Here is a 20,010-nt window from a genome sequence, read left to right as displayed (position 1 = left end):
AGCACTACTTTTTACGAACTAAAGTTGCTTCAAAAATTTCTGGTTTCCATTCAGATTTTTCATGACCAACAATTTTAATTTTCTTATAAACATCTTCTGGACCAGCAATAATCATAGTCATTTGCGAAGGATCCATTAAATTTTTCTCATTTAAAGCATACGTAATTATTACGTTTTTCTTCGTTGTTGGCTTTACTAATTCTCTTAAATAAGCTTCTGCTTCAGCAGGAGTCTTGAACTTTTCGTCCTTTTTGATTGATACTTCAAATGTTCCTTCGTAATCAAAAACTGGTTCGTACAATAAGAAAACTTTTTGATCTAATTCAATTGCTTTTTTCGCTTTTAAATATTCTTTTTCTGTCTTAAAAGTTTTTAATTCAATAGCATACTCAAAAGGAAATTGTTTCGCAATATTTTCTAATTTATCTGCATCAAAAGAATATGCAATTCCGTTATTAAAAATATTATATAAGCGTGGATTTACTAACCACTGATCCACAACTTTACGATTTTTAATCGCATAAATCATAAAATGATTGGCATCTGTTACTTTGTTATCTAACTCATAACCATGCTCTAAATTTAACTTTACACCATTAATACTTTTTACATCATTGATGAAGAAATTATATTTTTCGTAAGATTTATCCGAATTATAATCGGCAGCCATTCCCACTAAAATAGTATTATCATCAAAAGTTACATTATCAATAATAGTTTGCTGTGCTTGTGCAATATTAATTGATGAAGTAAATAATGAAGTAGCTAGTAAAAATCTTTTTATCATTGTTATAATTGTTTTAAGTTTTAATATGAATTTCTAAATGTAAGGTTTATTTATAAATTTCTATTGTTATAACGCCTGATTCTGTAATCGAACCTCTGTACATTCCTGAAGTATTGAACGGAAAATGTGCATTTCCTTTATGATCTAAAATAATCATACCACCATCACCACCTAACTTTCCTATTTTTTTCACGACCTCATCACCTGCTTTTTTCACTGAATAATTTTTATATTCCATCAAAGCAGCAACATCATAAGCAGCAACTGATTTTATAAAATATTCGCCCCAGCCTGTAGACGAAACTCCAACAAATTTGTTCGCATAAGTTCCAGCTCCAATTATTGGAGAATCACCAATGCGACCATATTTTTTGTTAGTCATTCCTCCTGTTGAAGTTCCGGCCGATAGATTTCCTTCTTTATCTAAAGCAACTGCCCCTACAGTTCCGAATTTTTCATCAACAAAATTAATAGGTTCGTAATTATAGGATGTTGCATCGTGATCCAATTGCATAGTTTCTTTCTCTTTTTGTAACACTCTTTGCAATCCATTCCAACGATCTTCTGTATAAAAATAACTCGGATCTACAATTTCTAATCCTTGATTTTGAGCAAATTTCTCTGCTCCTTTTCCAACCATCATCACATGACCAGATTTTTTCATAACAGTATAAGCCGCTTGGATTGGACTTTTAATTGTCGAAACTCCAGCAACCGCTCCTGCTTCTTTCGTTTTACCAATCATTATAGACGCATCTAATTCATTTTTACCTTCATTTGTAAAAACTGCACCTTTCCCAGCATTAAACAAAGGAGATTCTTCCATCACTTGAATCGCTACAATTACAGCATCTTCACTTTTTCCCTTACTTTTTAAAACCTCATATCCTTTCATCAGCGATTCTGATAAAACTTTTTGATAAGCAATTTCTTTTTCGCCCGTCATATTCTCTTTTAAAATTGTTCCTGCTCCACCATGAATCACTAAAACTATTTTATCTTTTTTCTGAGCAGATACTATCGTTCCAAATCCTACTATCAATAAGCCTATAATATATTTTTTCATGTATAAATTCTAATCTATTAAAGATATTAAAACTATAAAGATTATTAGATTCTTATAAGAAATATTGATATTAAGATTTTTTAGCATTGATTTTGATTGAATTAAACTCTAAAACCACTACTATGAACAATAACAAACAATACATTTCTAATAACGTTTTACTACAACTTGGATTTTTAATATTAATATTAATTGTCTTTGGATTAATACTAAAAAATGCTTTTGCTTTTATACCAGGTATTTTAGGTGCAATTTGTCTTTATGTACTTTTGTTTAATCCCTTAAATTGGTTAACCCAAGAAAAAAAAATTAACAAGACGACAAGTGTTATACTTTTAATCATTTCTAGTGCAATATGTATCATTTTACCGTTGTATATTTTGATTCATACTTTAACTAATAAAGTAATGATTTTATTAAATGACACGAATAAAATTGAAGCGCAAATCACCAAATTAATTGATTTATTAAACAAACAATTTAACATTGATATCTTTAGTGAAAACAATATTTCTAAATTAGCTCAAGTCACTACGACAGTTTTACAAACCTTACTAAACGCTTCTTTAGATATGTTTATTCAGCTTGGTGTTGCGTTTTTATTGGCGTATTTTATGTTGATGCAACACAAAAAATTGGAACAGTCTTTTTATGAATATGTTCCATTAAAGACACGAAATCTAAAAAGTATGAATTTAGATTTACGCCAACTTGTAATTTCAAATGCAGTAGGCGTTCCTTTAACTGCTTTTTTACAAGCTATTATTGCATATATAGGTTATTTAATTTTTGGAGTTGAAGAACCTTTTACATGGTTTATCCTTACAATATTTGCTGCAATGTTACCAATAGTTGGTGCTGCTTTAATATACATTCCTTTAGTAATTATGCTTTTTATTCAAGGCGATAATACCCATGCAATTGGACTACTAATTTATTGTATTGTAGTTGTAGGACTATCTGATAACCTTATCCGATTTATGCTTCAGAAAAAAATGGCTGATGTACATCCTTTAATCACAATTTTTGGAGTAATAATCGGAATTAATCTCTTTGGATTTATAGGAATTATTTTTGGTCCCATTTTATTTTCTGTATTTTTATGGTTAATCAAACTTTATAAATCTGAATTTGTCGATCCAAATCCAGAAGATGAGTAAAACCACAAAAAACTATTAAAAAAATGAATCTTGAAGACTTTAAATTCTTTCAACCATTAGATATAAGATGGAATGATATGGATGCAATTGGCCATGTAAACAATATTTACTATTTTGAATATTTCCAGATTGGACGTGGGCATTATATGGTTACATCGTCGCCAAATTGGGATTGGACAAAGAACATGTTTGTAATTGCGCATATAGAATGTGACTATTTCAAAGAAATAAAATTAATGGCTAAAAATCCGCGTGTAGCAATGCGCGTAGCAAAAATCGGATCAAAATCTTTTGATTTTGAATATTTAATAATTTCTGACGGAAAAGATGGCGAACCAATAATTCATGCAAAAGGAATGAGTACACAAGTATTAATTGATTTATCCATCGGAAAAAGCATCGAAATACCAGAATGGTTAAAGAATGATTTCCATACATACGAAGTTGCTTTAGAAAAATAAGTATCTTTAGTCATCAGTTTTACTGGTGACTTTTTTAATTCAATCAACTATGAAAAAACTAATCTTATTTCGTCATGGAAAAAGTCGTTGGGACGAAGGACTTTCAGATCAATTTCGTTCTATAAACGATAAAGGAATTGAGCGTACACATTTGTCTGCTAAAAAATTAGCGGATATATTAGATTTCGAACCGAAACATGTTTTTTCAAGTGTCGCAACTAGAGCAAAAGAAACTGCCGAAATCACAAAAAAGATTGTTTTTCCTGATACTACAATTCAATTCGAAAAAGAATTATACACATTTTCGCATTTAGTATTAAAAAATTGGATAAAATCAGCTGATAATGCGTTAGATCACCTGATCATTTTTGGACATAATCCAGCATTTACGGATATTGCATATGATTTGGGTTCTGAATTTATTCTTAATATCCCAACATCAGGCGTAGTTTGGATTGAATTTGATACTGACGATTGGTCAGAAATTATAAAAGGCACTACTAAACACGTGATCTTACCTAAAGAATTATAAATGAAAAAATATATAAATAGAGATATTAGTTGGCTAAAATTTAATGCGAGAGTATTACAAGAAGCCGCTGACGAAAATGTTCCTTTACTTGAACGTATTCGATTTTTAGGAATATACTCAAATAACTTAGACGAGTTCTATTCGGTTCGTTATTCGGCTATTTTACGCTCTATTCAGTTAAAAGATGTTGAAAAAGTTTATAGTAATATCGTCGCTGATCAAACTGACGAGGAATTAATTGAAGAAATTAATACAATTGTTACTGAACAAAGAGAAATCTATGATCAACTTTACGAAGAATTATTCAAAAAACTAGAAGATCATAATATCTACGTTATTGACGATAAAACCTTACCATTTAAATACAAAGAATTTATTACCGATTTTTTCAACGAAGAATTTATTCATAACGTTGGAGTTTTCGTTTTAAATGAAAAAATTGTTATTCCACCTTTGCGTGATGGTTCCTTTTATTTGGCAGTTAAAATGACAATAAAAGACAAAGCTAAATATGCTTTAATTATTGTTCCTACTCACCTATTTGATCGTTTTATTTTGTTACCAAGATGGGGACAAAAATATTATGTAATGTACATAGAAGATATAATTCGTTATCATTTGAATGATATTTTCCGAACATTTCAATACGATTCAATCGAAGCGCATTCCATCAAAATCACGCGTGATTCTGAGTTAAATTTCGATAATGATTTAGAACATTCATTGTACGAAAAAGTAATTCATAGTTTAGAAGAACGTAAAAAAGGTGATCCGGTTCGTTTAGTTTATGATAGAGAAATTGCTGAAGATACACTTCAATATTTCTTAGATAAATTAGGATTGGACGATTATGATAGTATTATTCCTGGAGGAAAATATCACAATAAACGAGATTTAATTGGTTTCCCATCATTCGGAATTCAAGGTTTAACATACAATAAAATCAAACCTATTGTACAAAAAAGACCTTTTAAATACAACAGTTATTTCCAAGCATTTACAGAAAATGACGAAATGATTTTTGCTCCATATCATGATTATTCTTTATTATTAAAATTTCTGCGTGAAGCAGCTATTGATCCAATGGTAAAGAAGATGAAATTGACTGTTTATCGTGTAGCTAAAGATTCACAAATCATGCATACACTTATTAATGCAGCAATGAATGGTAAGGAAGTTACAGCTGTTTTAGAATTACGTGCTCGTTTCGATGAATCGAATAACGCCATGTGGTCTAAAAAATTACAAGAAGCTGGAGTTAATGTTATTTTTGGTGTTCCTGGATTAAAAGTTCACTCTAAAATTGCTTATATCGAACGTATGCCTGAAGAAGGAATTGCAGAAAAATTTGCAATTATCAGTACAGGAAATTTCCACGCGAAAACGGCAAAAATATACACGGATTATACTTATATCACTTCAAATCCTGGAATTACAAAGGAAATTGAACAAGTTTTTAAATTCTTTGATAAAAACTATTTGATTCAGACATATCATCATTTAATGGTTTCTCCACATGGAACAAGAAATAAAATTATTAAAGCCATTAAACGAGAAATAAAGAATCAAAAAAGTGGTTTAGAAGCTGAAATCAATATGAAATTGAATAGTTTGGCTGATAAAGAAATAATTGATTTATTATACAAAGCATCTCAAAAAGGTGTTAAAGTAAGATTAGTTATTCGTGGTATTAACTGTTTAATTCCTGGAAAAATAGGACTTTCTGAAAATATCGAATGTGTAAGTATAATTGATAAATTCTTGGAACACCCTCGTATTTATTGGTTTAAGAATGCTGGCGAAGATAAAATTTATATATCTTCGGCTGATATGATGACACGTAATTTGGATTATCGTGTAGAAGTTGCCTGCCCAATTTATGATCAAAACATTAAGAAAATTATCATCGATACGTTTAATTTAAGCTTTAACGATAATGTAAAAGCAAGAATTATAGATGAAAATAAATCTTTAACATACCGTAAGGATAACGAAACTTTTAACCGTTCCCAATTCTCTACGTATGAATATTTACAACAATTAAATGAGAAACTAAATGAAGATTAGAAAACTTGGAGCCATAGATATTGGATCGAATGCGATGCGTTTGCTGATAAACTTTGTGTACGAAGAAGAAGGTAAAGCTCCGGTATTTAATAAAACAAGTATTGTTCGTATGCCTATTCGTTTAGGACATGATGTGTTTACTTATGGAGAAATTTCTGATTCAAATATTGAACGTATTTGTGATGCGATGCATTCTTATGCTTTAATGATGAAAGTATACGGTGTCGAAGAATATCGTGCTTATGCAACTTCAGCTATGCGTGAATCAAAAAATGGACAAGATGTAGCTCAAAAAGTAAAAGATCATTGTGGTGTAAATATTCAAATTATCAATGGTAAAACAGAAGCAGAATTACTTTTTTCTACTGAATTAAGTTCATTTGTAAAAGACAATAAAACCTATTTATATGTTGATGTTGGAGGTGGTAGTACAGAACTTACTTTATTAAAAGATAATAAAATTTTTGCATCTAAATCTTTTGAAGTTGGTACGGTTCGTTTATTAGATAATCGTGTAAACCCAACTACTTTTCCTGAAATGGAAAAATGGTTAAAAGAAAATGTAGGGAATGAAGAAATTGAACTAATTGGTTCTGGTGGAAATATTAACCACGTCTATAAATATTCAGGCGTAAAAATAGGAATGCCTTTAGGTGCAACTTACGTTAAAAAACATTACAAAATTTTGCAAACCATGACAGCTGATGAACGCATGCAAAACTTCAATATGAAGCCTGACCGTGCTGATGTTGTTGTATATGCCTTAGAAATCTATACAAACGTATTAAAATGGTCTAAAGCAACGAAAATTCACGTTCCGAAAATTGGACTTTCAGACGGAATTATTCGTTCCTTATATCAAGACATTTCAAAAAAGAAATAATATTAATCGGTAACCAATAGGTTGCCGATTGTTTTTGATTTTAATTCGGTTTCCTGCCACTCTTTTTCAGAATTACTATCTGGCATAATTCCTCCTCCTACATATAGTTTTACAACATCTGAGAAGATTTGTGCACAGCGTAAATTCACAAAATACAATGATTTTTCAGGCATTTTAAACCCAAAATATCCTGCGTAATATTTACGATCATATCCTTCGTTTGCTAGAATAAAATTCTTAGCTTCTTGCTTTGGCATTCCGCAAACTGCTGGTGTTGGATGTAATCGATTTAAGATTTTATTTACTTGTTCATAATCATCAACCTCAGCAGAAATGTATGATTTTAAATGATTAAAAAATCCTGCATCAACCGTATGTGGTCCATTCACCGAAATAGATTTTGCATCTTGCAAATTTGATACAATATAATCTGTTACAACTTGTTGTTCATGTATTTCTTTAGATGTCCATTCTTCTTCTTTTGGTAAAGTTCCGGCCAAAGAAACTGTTTTAACTGTAAGATTTTCTTCTTCTAAAAGTAACTCTGGCGAAGCACCAATCCATAATCCATTTTCTTTTGTAAACCATAGATAAACAAAAGCTTTTGGATAGTTTTGATGTAAATTTTTAAAAGTTTTGATCAAATTTACACCTTCGTTTTCAATCTCTTTGATTCTCGAAATAACAATTTTTTCAGTTGAAGTTGTGTTTAATTCTTCAACTGTTTTAGAAATTAATTCTAAGTAATTTTCGTAAGAAATAGCTTCTTTTTTTGATGATTGTTCTAAAGAAAAAGATTCAATATTAACTAATTCATTTATAGCAATTCTTTCAACTTTATCAGTCGAAAAAATAATGTGCTCAGAGTCATCAAAACGATGAAAAACAAATTGATTTTCATCGTTTTTTTCTTCATCCAACCATAATTCAACTTCAGAAGAATTTGGTTGTCTAAAGAGTAAAAACGATTGTTGATTGGCGATAACTTCTTGAAATTTCTCCTGAAATTTATTTTGCATTTGGATTTTTAATGATAGCGTTTGTGATGTGAGAATAGCAAATTAATTTACCTTCTTCATCTGTAATTTCAATTTTAATTAAATGAGAAGTTCTTCCCTTTTTAATTACTGTTGCGTGTCCAAACACCGTTCCATCTCGCTTCGAACGAAGATGATTTGCGTCAATCTGTTGTCCAACTGCCACAGCACTAGGATCATTTAAAATATAATTAGACAAAGAACTTCCTAAAGTTTCTGCCAAAACAACAGAAGCGCCACCATGCAATAAACCAAAAGGTTGATGCACTTGACTATTTACTGGCATCGAAGCTTTTAGGTAATTTTCGCCAGCTTCATAAAATTTTATATTTAGATGAGAAACTAACGTATTCTCTGACATTTTATTTAAATTTTCAACAGCTTTATCAAAAGACATATTAATAGATTTTTTTGTTATATAATTCAGGATATTTTGCACCTACATTTTCGTAGAATTTTTCAATTTCATCTAAAATATCATTTAAAGGTCTATCATTCACCTCTACAATTTTAGAAATTCCTGCTCGCTTTTTATCGTAATCACAATAAGCTAAAACAATTGGAACATTTGCGGTTTTAGCAATATGATAAAACCCTGTTTTCCATTTTTCAGCATAAGATCGAGTACCTTCAGGTGTGTTAATTAAATATAATTTATCTGCTTTATTTAAAACTCCTGCAGCAAATTCAACCATGTTGTGTTTTTGTGAACGATCTATTCCGATACCTCCTAATTGTTTAATAAAATATCCGTACCATGGTTTTGTCCATGCATCTTTGATAAACATTTTCATCGGAATTCCCATTTGCCAAAATGCTGCAATTGTAAAGTAAAAATCCCAATTGGATGTATGTGGTGCGCAAACCAAAACGCATTTATCAACTTTAGATAAATCCAGATGATTATCTAACTTCCATCCGATTGTACTCAACATTAATTGACCGATAAACTTCTTCATTCGTTACACATTTATTGTGGTTTGTAAATGTAATTATAGATTCTAATAAAAGTAAAATATTTAAACCAAAAAAGGACAGCTTTTCAGCCATCCTTTGATATTATTTAAACTAAATAGTTAGATATTTATTAAATAAAGAAACTAACGATTGTTTTTATTATTTCCGTAGTTAATGTTAATAGAATCTGTATCATCTTTATAGTTTATTTGTTGGTTGTTACTATTTTTAGATTTAGAATTTGGCTCAACATTAATTCCAATTGATCCATCTTTCCCTTTTACTCTAATTCCGTTTTGGTCGATTATAACTTTTGCAGAATCATTTCCATCATTAATATTTATATTAACTCTTTCATCGTTGTCATAAGAATCATAATTTTCACTGTCATGATTTTCATCTTTTTCACAATTCAAACATACGATATTTCTACCATTATTTAAGTATAATTTATTATAAATATCGTAGTAATATTCTTCTGTATCGTTATTTCCATTTGAATAAACATTTACAGATTCGGCTTTTCTTACCAATACATATTTATTTGCTGGTACAAATAAAGTGATGTCTACTGTTTGATTTCTAAACTTCCCGTTTTTAGGAATTTTAATAAACTCGTCTAAGTTTAATTCTTTCCCTGAAACTTCATAATTATAAACGATTGATTCAAGATTTCTTTTCGCTTCAGCATTACTTCCACCTTTTGAAGAATATCTAATTTCTAATCTATAATTAGTATCATTACTTTCTTTGATATCAAATTCATCACGAATTGGAATGATTAAGTTTCCATTTTCATCGATCAACTGATCTAAATCATTAAACGTTTTATACTTATAATTTCCACTTCCGTGATCTTTAAAGTTAACAACTAATGTATCCGAAGGTATATTAAAAGTTCTGTCTTTTGTTGTCTCTACAGAGTTTCTAAATTTACTTGCTGTAGATAAAGAAATTCCGATAATCCCAAATAAAGCTGCAAACCAAACGGCAATTGAACCAAAGATTAAGGCTTTACTTGTATTAATTTGAGTAAAACAACGAACTCCTAATATTGTAATTAATATACCTGGAATTACCATTAATAATCCTCCTAATACTTTAGAAGTCATACTCATCCAATCTTCTTCGACTAAATAACCAAATAATTCGGTTGGCATTTCAGTCCAAGTTGTGAAGAAGAAGGCAAATCCTCCGATGATTAATCCAACTCCTGTACAAATAATTAAAAATCCAATGAACCAAAGTAAGAATCTACCAAAGACTCCGAAAGCAGATCCTAATTTGTTACTGATTTCACGTCCTCCAGAAACTACAGCATCACCTGCTTGTTCGACGTTTTTTTTTAATGTATCGATGTTTGCTGGTTTTCCATACATCTGTAACTTTTCTGAAGTTGATTGCGCTTTAGGAACAAAAATTAATAGTACAAAATAACAAAATGCAACTAATAAAAATGAAACACCTGCTGTAAAAATCCCTAAGATTCCTAAAACTAACCAAGTTGCACGAACAGCCCAAGGATCCAATCCTAAATAGTGTGCTAAACCGGCAGAAAGGCCTGTGATAATTTTATCGTCTGGATCACGAAACAATCTTTTCTTGTTTTGTGGACCATACGTTGAATTAGTGTATGATGTATTGTTTTGTGAAGTTGATCCTTCAAAATCATCGTCTTCTACTTTATATTGATCTGGATGACCCATTGTAGCAATAACGAAATCTACATCATCGTTACTAATAACCTCCTTGTATTTATTTCGATCGCGGAATAACTCAGAAATACGGATTTCAACATCTTCAATAATGTCCTCAATCCCTTCTGTTCCACGTAACGAATTTTTAACATCTTGTAAATAGATAGTTAATTTTGAGTAAGCATTTTCATCAATAATAAATGAAAATCCTCCAAGACTAATTGATACTGTTTTATCCATTATAGTGTGTTTCTTTAGTTACTTTACCAACCGCTTCAATCAATTGATTCCAAGTTTCTGCTAACTCATTTAGGAAAATTTCTCCTTCTTCAGTTAAAGCATAATATTTTCTTGGTGGACCTGCTGTAGATTCTTCCCAGCGATATTGTAAAAGGTTATCATTTTTTAATCGTGTTAACAAAGGATATAAAGTTCCTTCAACAACAATCATTTCTGCTTTTTTCAATTCATCTATAATATCAGAAGCATATGCATCACCTTTTTTAATAATGCTAAGAATACAATACTCCAGTACACCTTTTCGCATCTGAACTTTTGTTTTCTCTATATTCATTATCTGGTTGTTTTTATTTTGTTATACAAATATATGTAAAAATTATAGTATTATGCAAAACAAAGTACTGAATTATTTTTAATACTATTTTAATAAAAGCACTCAGAAATATCATTAAAGCTTCTAAGCATCAAGGTTGTAAACAAAATGTTAAATTTTAATAATTTTTAAAAAATATTAAATTCATCATATCAATCCATTATATAAACGTGTTTATAAAGCTTACATTTGCACCAAATTATTTAACAATACATGAAAAAATTAGTTACAAGTGCATTCGCATTAACATGTTTATTGATTTCGACAGAAGCATCAGCATGGGGAATGACAGGACACAGAGTTGTTGCAGAAATCGCTGATAATAACCTGACAAATAAAGCTCGTAAAGAGGTAACTAAAATTATAGGTCCTCAAAAATTAGCATATTGGGCAAACTGGCCAGATTTTATCAAATCAGATAAAAGTTGGAAACATGCAGATGCTTGCCACTATGTTAACATACCTGGAGATATGAGTAGAGAGCAATACAATGTTGCAATTGAAAATACTGCTGATGAAAACATGTACAAAAGAGGATTATTTTTAATTAACGAATTAAAAAATAATAAAGAATTATCTCTTGAGAAAAAACAAGAGTATTTATACTTTTTAATCCATATTATTGGTGATGCTCATCAACCAATGCACGTTGGTCGTGAGGAAGATTTAGGAGGTAACAAAATTAAAGTAAGTTGGTTCCGTGATACTACAAATATCCACACAGTTTGGGATTCTAAATTAGTAGATTACGAAAACTATTCATTTACTGAATATGCTGGAGTTTTAGATATTGTAACTAAAAAAGATCGTAAAAAAATGCAAGAAGGAACTTTTGCAGATTGGATTTACGATTCATACCAAAAAGCAAATGTAATTTATGCAACTGTTAAAATGGACGATAAATTAGGTTACAATTATCACTACGATAACAAATACAATATGGAAGAACAATTATTAAAAGGAGGTTTACGTTTAGCACAAACGATTAATACAATCTTTAAATAATATTTCTTTACTTATATAAAATAAAACCGACTCATTACTGAGTCGGTTTTTTTATGTTTAAAATTTAAACATAGGTAATAAATCATAAGAAATCCTTTCTATGAACTTTTTAGTATTTGTTATAACACTTTAGTCGTCTTTTCAAACTTCAATTTTAGGTTGTCTAAATCTAAAATATCTTTCTTCTTGATAATTATCAACTCACTTGGTTGAATTACATAAGAAATTGGCTCTACTTCTGTTACTGTATAATTAACATTTAATTGATGACCTATTAATCTTACGCTATCTATAGTAATTGTAGAACCTATATTTGTTTGATCTAAAATAATTGGAATCACAATATCTGTTGAAAAATCTATTTCTGTCGGAATACTTTGAGGTGACATGGTTCTTGCTACTCCAAAAACAGAATCAAATACACTCTTAGAATCAATATATGATTTATCTATTAAACTTGAATTAAAATTATTTTTCACGAAATAATTAGATCCAATTTCATAATCTATTTTTTTAGAAGAATCAATAATCTTGTCCTCATTTGTGTAATTAACTGTCGATTGTTTGTTATTATGAGAACAACTCAGAAAAAGTGATACAATCGATAAAACAAGTAAATTCTTCATTTAATTTCATTTTTTCATGATAATACAAAGTACCTGCCAAAATTTAAAAACGAACAAATATCTATTTTAATCGTAAAAATCAATAATAGTTTTAAAGCTTAATTAAAAACTCATAAAATTTTGAATATCTATATCATAAAAAATATTAACTAAATAATACATCATAAAATAATATTAAATCAATAGAGTTTAAAGTATATTAATTTTTACATAATTTCTTTTTAATTCCACTTCTAAACCTTTATTTTAGCTAAAAATAAACACATGAAATTAATTAATTCACTAACCTATGCAGCTGTTTTTGGTACTGCATTAACGTTACAGGCACAAGTTGCACCAGCACAACAAAAACTAAATCCTACTATTGAGAGTTTTGTTTCTGAGATTAAAAATAATAATCAATTAGAAAAAATTTCTCATGAATTATTAGACGGAATTGGACCTCGTTTAGTTGGTTCTCCTCAAATGGATCAGGCTGCTGATTGGGCTATTAAAACTTTTAACAGTTGGGGAATTAATTCTCGTCGTGAAGATTATGGAACATGGAAAGCTTGGGAACGTGGTTTAACACATGTTGACATGACCTACCCAAGAGCAAAAAATATTGAAGCGACTCAATTAGCTTGGTCACCAGCAACTAAGAAAGCAATTAATGCAGAAGTTATTGCTATGCCTGTTTTTACTACAGAAGCTGAATTTAAAGCTTGGTTACCTAAGGTTAAAGGTAAAATTGTATTAATGTCTCAAAACCAACGTTACGGACGTTCTGATTACCAATATAAAGAATTTGGTACTGAAGAATTATACGATAAAGTTACGACACAACGTAAAGCTGATAATGATGCTTGGGCAAATTCTATAAAAGTTACAGGACACAACAATAATACATTACCTGTAGTTTTAGAACAGAACGGAGCTGCTGCTGTTGCTATTTCTTATTGGACTGGAATTATGGGTGCTAACCGTATTTTTGGTGCAAAAACAAAAAATATTCCGATGATTGATATCTCTAACGAAGATTACGGAATGTTATACCGTTTAGCTGAAAATGGAACTACTCCTAAAATTACTTTAAACGCACAATCTAAACACAACGGAGTTGCAAAAACTTACAATGTTGTAGGTGAAATTAAGGGAACAGAAAAACCAAACGAATACATCATTTTATCTGCTCACTTCGATTCTTGGGACGGTGCACAAGGTGCAACAGACAACGGAACTGGAACTGTTGCAATGATGGAAGCTATTCGTACTATCAAAAAATTATATCCAAACAATAAACGTACAATTTTAATCTGTTTATGGGGTTCTGAAGAACAAGGATTAAACGGTTCTCGTGCTTTTGTAGAAGACCACCCAGAAATTGTAAAAAATACGCAAGCTGTTTTCAATTTAGATAACGGAACTGGACGTGTAGTAAATATCAACGGATCTGGTTTTAAAGAATCTTATGAGTATATGACACGTTGGTTAGCTGGAGCACCAAATGAGGTTACAAAACACATCAAAACTGATTATCCAGGATTACCAAGCGGTGGAGGATCTGATCACTCTTCATTTGTAGCAGCAGGAATCCCAGGATTCATGTTAAGCTCTTTAAACTGGGGTTACGGTACATATACTTGGCACACAAACAAAGATACATATGATAAAATCGTATTTGAAGAAATTCAAAGTAATGCAATTTTAGCTGCTTCTTTAGTTTATATGGCTGACCAAGAAGAAACTTTAGTTAACCGTGATCGTCGTGTTTTACCAAACGGGCGTGATGGAAAACAAATGGAATGGCCAGAGGTGAAAGGACCAGCACGTACTTCTGACGCTTATTTTAAATAATAAATATTAAGCATAAAAAAATCCGATTCGTAAGAATCGGATTTTTTATTAAAAACTTGCTGCATCAGCAGTGTTATTATTTAATTTTTTATTCATATTAGTTCGTTTACCTGTAGCAAAATCATAACTTAATCCAAGTACAAACATATTTTTATTGTTCCAAATCTGTGTATGACTCGTATAATTAACAAGACTTTCATCTAAGCTTTTTGTCTTATACTCTGAAGGCATTCCTATCCAAAACATTCCAGTTGTAAATGACCAATCATTTAATTTATAACTTAAAAAAAGATGATTGTTATTTTCATTTGTAGATAAAAAAGCACCATCTAAAGAATATACTGGGAAATTTAATTGATAAGTAAATGTAAAGTTTTTATAAACAGAGGTTAAGTTAAAATTATTCCCGATAAAATCTTTTTTTAATTCTTTGCCTTCACTTGTTTTTATTGTTTGAGAAGTTGGTGAAACTGTAACTTTAAGAGTCAATAAATCGTTACCAAAAGGTTTTATAGCACCTGAAATTTGCATTCTATATAAATCTGAATAATCTGCATTTTCGTAAGTTAAAGCTATTGCATCTAATCCTGCATCATAAACAAAATATTCATTTATTGCATTTGATTTATGCAAATATCTTAAAGATGTATTTAAATCAAAATACTTCGAATTAAATGAATAAATAAAACTTGTGTCAAAGTGTTTTTGAGCTTCCAAATATGGATTCCCTTTGCGAACGATATTTGGAACCATTTGCACCACATTACTACTTAGTGCATCACTCCAAGGACTTGTAGGAAAATAAGTGCTAGATAATCTTATATTCTGCTTCGTATTCAATTCATATCCTAAAACTATTTTAGGCGAAAAAGTCCAATCATCTCGAGTAATTTCAGCACTTTTATTATGAATATTTGTTAGACCTAATCCTATACGATAACTAAATTTATCAACTTTATCAGCGTATTCTGAATAAAAATAATTTTCTACATAATTTACTTTGTAATTAGTTTCTCCAACTAAGTTTTTTAACTCATTATCAATTTTATTTGTTGAAATTCTTGCACCAGAACCTAAACTACCTTTTTTAAATTTATGGATGTGAGAAATTTCTCCAACTATACTTGTTTGGCTTGCCTTCAAATTCATTTCATTATTAAATACTGAAAGACCTGAATTTGTAACCCATTCTTTTGATAACTCGTAGGATTCTGTATTAAATTTTGAACCTACAAAGTTGAATATCAATTCGTCATTTTCACTTAAATTTCTCGAATAATACAAATCTATAGTGGGTTTGATATAAGAACTATTTTTGTGTTTGAATGTTGTATGATTTGCATTTACTTTATTGATAGCGAATAAGCTTGTTCCATCTACGTAAGAAAAATCGTTTAAAAAATCCATACTCAATTTGGCTTGAAAACTATATTTATCATCCACAGTTATGTAACGTAAAGCTGCATCTTGAAACGTATATCCAAAATGATCAAATCTATTTTCTTGTGTAAAATATTCATCGGAATTAAGAAAGTAACGATATGAATTATTATTTTCTCGATTATCGTAATCACGTAGATTAATACTATATTCAGCAGAAAAATTATGCTTTCCTCTGGTTACATTTGCGTAAGTGCTTCCATTTAAAAAACCCGTAGAAAATGCGCCTAAATATTCAGCACCAACTACATATCCATTTTCAGGATTATTAGTTATTATATTTACAACCTGATCTGCACGATTAGCCCAACGCGCTGGCGGAATATCAAAATATTCTACACGAACAACATTTGCTGGTTTTATACCACGTATTTGCATATCAGTAGATTCAATTCCATTAATCAAAATTAAAGTAATACCACCTTTTGTGCTTTTTATAGTATTAGAAACAAAATCAATTTGTAATTCTGGCAACGTATTTAATAAATCTTTTGCATATCTAGCTTTTTCCAATGCTTCTTTATCAAATGTATAAATTGCTTTATCTGCATTCATTTTTTTACGTTGAGCCTGAATCAAAACTTCTTTTATTTCAACAAAATCATTATTATCAAATAACTCAATAGAGTCATTTTCTACTTGAGCTTTGGTTTCTTGTATTAATGAAAAGATAATAAATAGAGTTATTAGTTTTTTTATCATTTTTATGCCAATTATATAGTTGTGTTTACACATTATTACTATTAAGACGTAATCGTTATAAAAAAGTTACAGATCTTAATAAAGAAACATAAAAAAATCCGATTATAAGTGAATCGGATTTTTTTTATTTATTGTTATAAAATTGATATGCCACAAATGCTATCAAAGCTAATTGTACAAAAATGATTAAATAAATGATATTCTTAAATTCAGATTTTTGTGTTTTATGCCTGAATTGAATCATTCCTATCACTGCCCCAACACTTCCTCCAAAAAAAGCTAAAGTAAAAAGCGTTTTTTCAGGAATTCTCCACGATTTATTTTTTGCTTTTACTTTATCAATTCCAAAAATTAGATAAGTAATAAGATTAATTCCTATTAAAATATAAATTACATATTCCATTATCATTCAAATAAAAAATCCTAATTCTTTACAAATTAGGATTAAATATATTTAGATTAAAATCTCCAAACTAATAAACGTGTAATTTTATTTCCTTGTTCCATATTTATCACACGAACTTCCCTAGCTTTTACTCGTTCTAACATACTTTTTAAAGGATGTAAATTTTCTTTTCTAGAAACTAACGTTGTAAACCATCTGAATTGGTGTTTGTATTTCTCACTTTCTTTAATCATGTTCGTAATAAAAACACGCTCTCCACCTCTACACCATAATTCTGAATTATTTCCACCAAAATTCTGAATTGGTTTTTGATCCGATTTATTTCCTAAATTCTTTAATTTTCGCATTGTTTGTTCCATCACATCTTTATTCGATTTAAAGAATGGTGGATTACAAATAGAAATATCAAATTTTTCTCCTTGTTTTACAATATTTGTAAAGATGTTTGTTGGATTATACTGCATTCTAATCTCAACTTTGTTACGTAAACGTGCATTTTTACGAACAATTTCAGATGCATTTTTATGCGATTGATAATCTAATTCTGCACCAACAAAATTCCAATCATACTCGTAATTTCCTACAATAGGATAAATACAGTTTGCACCAACACCAACGTCTAAAACTTTTACATCTTTCCCACGAGGTATAATTCCTTCGTTACTCTCTCCTAATAAATCAGCGATATAATGGATATAATCTGCACGACCTGGAATCGGTGGACATAAATTATCTGCAGGTAATTCCCAATAATCAATATCGTAATATGTTTTTAATAACGCTTTATTTAACGCTTTAACACCATCACGATTAGAAAAATTAATTGTTGGCTCACCAGATTTATTCGGAATTATATATTGTTTTAAAGGAGGATAAATAGCTACTAATTTATCAAAATTATACTGAGCTAAATGTCTATTTCTCGAATGTAATTTCTTTATCTTTCCTTTATTTTCAGGAGTACTCATTTCTAAAAATTTGTACAAAAATACAACAACCTAAAGATTTTATTAGCAAGGTCTAATTCTTAATTAATTTTTTAACTTAATTTTATGCTCAACTAAATGCAATAACCTAACTGCATTATTGATAAAAAATGTAATTTTAAACTCGATTTCTAAACCAAAAAACTTTTGATTTAGTACCATATAAACAAATTCTAATGAAAAAATACCTTCCAATATTCTTTATTCTAATCGCCTATATATCAAATGCTCAATATATAAAAGAGGAAAAAAAAGCAAATGTAGTAGCTTATTGGGAAAAAGGTGATGAATTTGAATATGAACAACTTGAAAAGGAATATAAAATCAATAAAAACGATACAATTATTACAAAGAACAAAAAGTTTGATGTAAAGTTAAAAATTGTTGATCAAGATTCTACTTCGTATACAATTCATTGGGAAAACACGCCAGATTTAACTGCATATCCGCCTGCAATTGCACAAATGGTAACCGAAAAAGTTGGTAATTCAGTTTTCAAATATAAAACGGATGAATATGGTTCGTTTCAAGAATTATTAAATATCAATGAAATTATCGAATTCAATAATCGAACAATGGACTTGATGTTAGAATCTATTACTGATAAAAAAGCTAGAAAAGAATTTGAAGAAGTTTCTAAAATCATCTTAAAAAACCAAGAAGTTATCACACAATTTGCCATTAATAAAATCAATACTTTACATTTCTTTTATGGTCATGCCTTAGAATTAGGTAAACCTGAAAATGATGAATTTGAAAACATTAATCCTATCACTAAAAATAAAATTCAATATAAACAATCTATCGAATTAGAAAGTTTTGATGAAGAAGAAAATACATACTCTCTGTATTCTGAAATTTATCCACGTGAGAACAATATTATTGGCGAAATAAAATCTACTCTTGAAACGATTATTTCTAAAGAAGTAAAAGAAATGGAAGAAATTCAGAATTTTGATTACATCAGTAAAATTTTCCAAGTTACACACAACTCTGGTGTCATATTATACCAAATGAAACGTGATTTTATTGAGGCTGACAACCAAGAAGTGATTAAAGAAATTGAGTTTATATTGAAATAAGCTTGATTATATTTTTCGTAAATTTGTAGATATTTTTGAATTATGGAGCAAAAAAACAATCCATTGCACGGCAAAAGATTAGATGATATTATTGAAGCTTTGGTTTTGTACTATGGTGGTTGGGAAGGTCTTGGGAAAGTTGTAAATATTAAATGTTTTAATGATAATCCAAGTTTAAAATCGTCCTTAAAATTCTTACGTAAAACAGATTGGGCACGTAAAGAAGTTGAAGATTTGTACATTAAAAAAATCGCAAAATAATGCCTGAAATCGATTTAGAAAGAGAGATTTTTATTGCAGCGGAACTTTTAACAGAAATTGAAGAAGAATCGCAAGTAATTGTACATTGCCACATGGATTGTACCGAATTTGCAGATGCAGCGCGTATTTGGCCGAGTACATATATAATTGATAATGCAACAGGTATTAGATACAAATTAATACATGCAGAAAATATTACAATGTACCCACATTGGACACATATCCCAGAAGGTTCTAGTTTAAACTTTACATTGTTTTTTAAAGGTTTACCAAAAAGTTGCAAATCTTTTGATTTAATTGAAGTTATTCCACAACCTGGTGGCTTTGAATGCAGCAAAATACCAAGAAACAGTAGTGATGTCTACCATGTTTTATTTGGTTAAAAATATAAAACCTTCAACAAAAT

The 20,010-nt window shown here is 29.6% G+C and carries 21 protein-coding genes; 10 read left to right on the top strand and 11 right to left on the bottom strand.

From position 1 onward, the window contains the following. Positions 1-4: 4 nt before the first annotated feature. On the bottom strand, positions 5-787 hold the full coding sequence (locus EAH69_RS11005) for a hypothetical protein (protein ID WP_121935259.1): 783 nt from the start codon (positions 785-787) through the stop codon (positions 5-7). A gap of 46 nt (positions 788-833) precedes the next feature. Then, positions 834-1,853 (bottom strand): isoaspartyl peptidase/L-asparaginase family protein, encoded by a 1,020-nt coding sequence (locus tag EAH69_RS11000; protein WP_121935258.1) that lies wholly within the window; start codon positions 1,851-1,853, stop codon positions 834-836. A gap of 122 nt (positions 1,854-1,975) precedes the next feature. On the opposite strand from EAH69_RS11000, the gene EAH69_RS10995 reads away from it, so the two are divergent. Genes EAH69_RS10995 through EAH69_RS10975 form a run of 5 tightly spaced genes read left to right on the top strand, consistent with a single transcriptional unit; the run spans position 1,976 to position 6,956 of the window. Then, positions 1,976-3,013: an AI-2E family transporter gene (locus tag EAH69_RS10995; RefSeq protein WP_121935257.1), complete on the top strand. Its 1,038-nt coding sequence runs from the start codon at positions 1,976-1,978 to the stop codon at positions 3,011-3,013. 23 nt (positions 3,014-3,036) lie between these two features. Further along, the gene (locus tag EAH69_RS10990; RefSeq protein WP_230466790.1) at positions 3,037-3,474 is read left to right on the top strand and encodes an acyl-CoA thioesterase; all 438 of its coding nucleotides are present in this window, start codon (positions 3,037-3,039) and stop codon (positions 3,472-3,474) included. Between the two features lie 49 nt (positions 3,475-3,523). Beyond that, the gene (locus tag EAH69_RS10985; RefSeq protein ID WP_121935256.1) at positions 3,524-4,006 is read left to right on the top strand and encodes a SixA phosphatase family protein; all 483 of its coding nucleotides are present in this window, start codon (positions 3,524-3,526) and stop codon (positions 4,004-4,006) included. After that, entirely contained in the window at positions 4,007-6,073 is a 2,067-nt protein-coding gene (gene ppk1 / locus EAH69_RS10980; protein ID WP_121935255.1) for a polyphosphate kinase 1, read from the top strand. Further along, a complete protein-coding gene (locus tag EAH69_RS10975; RefSeq protein WP_121935254.1) occupies positions 6,063-6,956 on the top strand; it encodes a Ppx/GppA phosphatase family protein in 894 nt (297 codons plus the stop codon). The genes ppk1 and EAH69_RS10975 overlap by 11 nt, the downstream gene beginning before the upstream one ends. A 2-nt stretch (positions 6,957-6,958) precedes the next feature. Here the strand turns inward: EAH69_RS10975 and EAH69_RS10970 are convergent, their stop codons facing one another. From EAH69_RS10970 to EAH69_RS10950, 5 genes are all read right to left on the bottom strand, one after another. After that, positions 6,959-7,975 (bottom strand): isochorismate synthase, encoded by a 1,017-nt coding sequence (locus tag EAH69_RS10970; protein ID WP_121935253.1) that lies wholly within the window; start codon positions 7,973-7,975, stop codon positions 6,959-6,961. Next, positions 7,965-8,390, bottom strand: coding sequence for a hotdog fold thioesterase (locus EAH69_RS10965; RefSeq protein WP_121935252.1), 426 nt, complete (start codon positions 8,388-8,390; stop codon positions 7,965-7,967). Before EAH69_RS10965 ends, EAH69_RS10970 begins: the two co-directional genes overlap by 11 nt. A gap of 1 nt (position 8,391) precedes the next feature. Further along, complete coding sequence (locus tag EAH69_RS10960) at positions 8,392-8,952, bottom strand: 1-acyl-sn-glycerol-3-phosphate acyltransferase (protein WP_121935251.1); 561 nt, start codon at positions 8,950-8,952, stop codon at positions 8,392-8,394. A 141-nt stretch (positions 8,953-9,093) separates the two neighbouring features. After that, positions 9,094-10,887, bottom strand: coding sequence for a PspC domain-containing protein (locus EAH69_RS10955; RefSeq protein WP_121935250.1), 1,794 nt, complete (start codon positions 10,885-10,887; stop codon positions 9,094-9,096). After that, positions 10,880-11,221: a PadR family transcriptional regulator gene (locus EAH69_RS10950; RefSeq protein ID WP_121935249.1), complete on the bottom strand. Its 342-nt coding sequence runs from the start codon at positions 11,219-11,221 to the stop codon at positions 10,880-10,882. Before EAH69_RS10950 ends, EAH69_RS10955 begins: the two co-directional genes overlap by 8 nt. A gap of 252 nt (positions 11,222-11,473) precedes the next feature. On the opposite strand from EAH69_RS10950, the gene EAH69_RS10945 reads away from it, so the two are divergent. After that, positions 11,474-12,265, top strand: a complete 792-nt coding sequence (locus EAH69_RS10945) for a S1/P1 nuclease (protein ID WP_121935248.1) — start codon at positions 11,474-11,476, stop codon at positions 12,263-12,265. A gap of 119 nt (positions 12,266-12,384) precedes the next feature. Here EAH69_RS10945 and EAH69_RS10940 read toward each other — a convergent pair whose 3' ends face one another. Next, positions 12,385-12,891, bottom strand: a complete 507-nt coding sequence (locus EAH69_RS10940) for a hypothetical protein (protein WP_121935247.1) — start codon at positions 12,889-12,891, stop codon at positions 12,385-12,387. Positions 12,892-13,155: 264 nt separating this feature from the next. On the opposite strand from EAH69_RS10940, the gene EAH69_RS10935 reads away from it, so the two are divergent. Then, a complete protein-coding gene (locus tag EAH69_RS10935; protein ID WP_121935246.1) occupies positions 13,156-14,727 on the top strand; it encodes a M20/M25/M40 family metallo-hydrolase in 1,572 nt (523 codons plus the stop codon). Between the two features lie 48 nt (positions 14,728-14,775). Here the strand turns inward: EAH69_RS10935 and EAH69_RS10930 are convergent, their stop codons facing one another. From EAH69_RS10930 to rlmF, 3 genes are all read right to left on the bottom strand, one after another. Then, on the bottom strand, positions 14,776-16,869 hold the full coding sequence (locus EAH69_RS10930) for an outer membrane beta-barrel protein (protein WP_121935281.1): 2,094 nt from the start codon (positions 16,867-16,869) through the stop codon (positions 14,776-14,778). 124 nt (positions 16,870-16,993) lie between these two features. Beyond that, complete coding sequence (locus EAH69_RS10925) at positions 16,994-17,272, bottom strand: DUF1294 domain-containing protein (RefSeq protein ID WP_230466789.1); 279 nt, start codon at positions 17,270-17,272, stop codon at positions 16,994-16,996. Between the two features lie 56 nt (positions 17,273-17,328). Beyond that, positions 17,329-18,243, bottom strand: a complete 915-nt coding sequence (rlmF, locus tag EAH69_RS10920; protein ID WP_121935244.1) for a 23S rRNA (adenine(1618)-N(6))-methyltransferase RlmF — start codon at positions 18,241-18,243, stop codon at positions 17,329-17,331. Positions 18,244-18,437: 194 nt separating this feature from the next. On the opposite strand from rlmF, the gene EAH69_RS10915 reads away from it, so the two are divergent. From EAH69_RS10915 to EAH69_RS10905, 3 genes are read left to right on the top strand one after another with little or no spacing between them, the layout of a single operon-like run. Then, positions 18,438-19,343 carry a hypothetical protein gene (locus EAH69_RS10915; RefSeq protein WP_121935243.1) on the top strand — a complete coding sequence of 302 codons (906 nt, stop codon included), beginning with the start codon at positions 18,438-18,440 and terminating at the stop codon, positions 19,341-19,343. A gap of 42 nt (positions 19,344-19,385) precedes the next feature. Next, positions 19,386-19,604, top strand: coding sequence for a VF530 family protein (locus tag EAH69_RS10910; RefSeq protein ID WP_121935242.1), 219 nt, complete (start codon positions 19,386-19,388; stop codon positions 19,602-19,604). Further along, positions 19,604-19,987 carry a hypothetical protein gene (locus EAH69_RS10905; RefSeq protein ID WP_121935241.1) on the top strand — a complete coding sequence of 128 codons (384 nt, stop codon included), beginning with the start codon at positions 19,604-19,606 and terminating at the stop codon, positions 19,985-19,987. The genes EAH69_RS10910 and EAH69_RS10905 overlap by 1 nt, the downstream gene beginning before the upstream one ends. Positions 19,988-20,010 lie beyond the last annotated feature (23 nt).

The sequence above is a fragment of the Faecalibacter macacae genome (genome assembly GCF_003687725.1).
GTDB lineage: Bacteria > Bacteroidota > Bacteroidia > Flavobacteriales > Weeksellaceae > Empedobacter > Empedobacter macacae.
The sequence above is the reverse complement of the archived record's forward strand: the minus strand, read 5'-3'. Positions and strand labels throughout refer to the sequence as shown.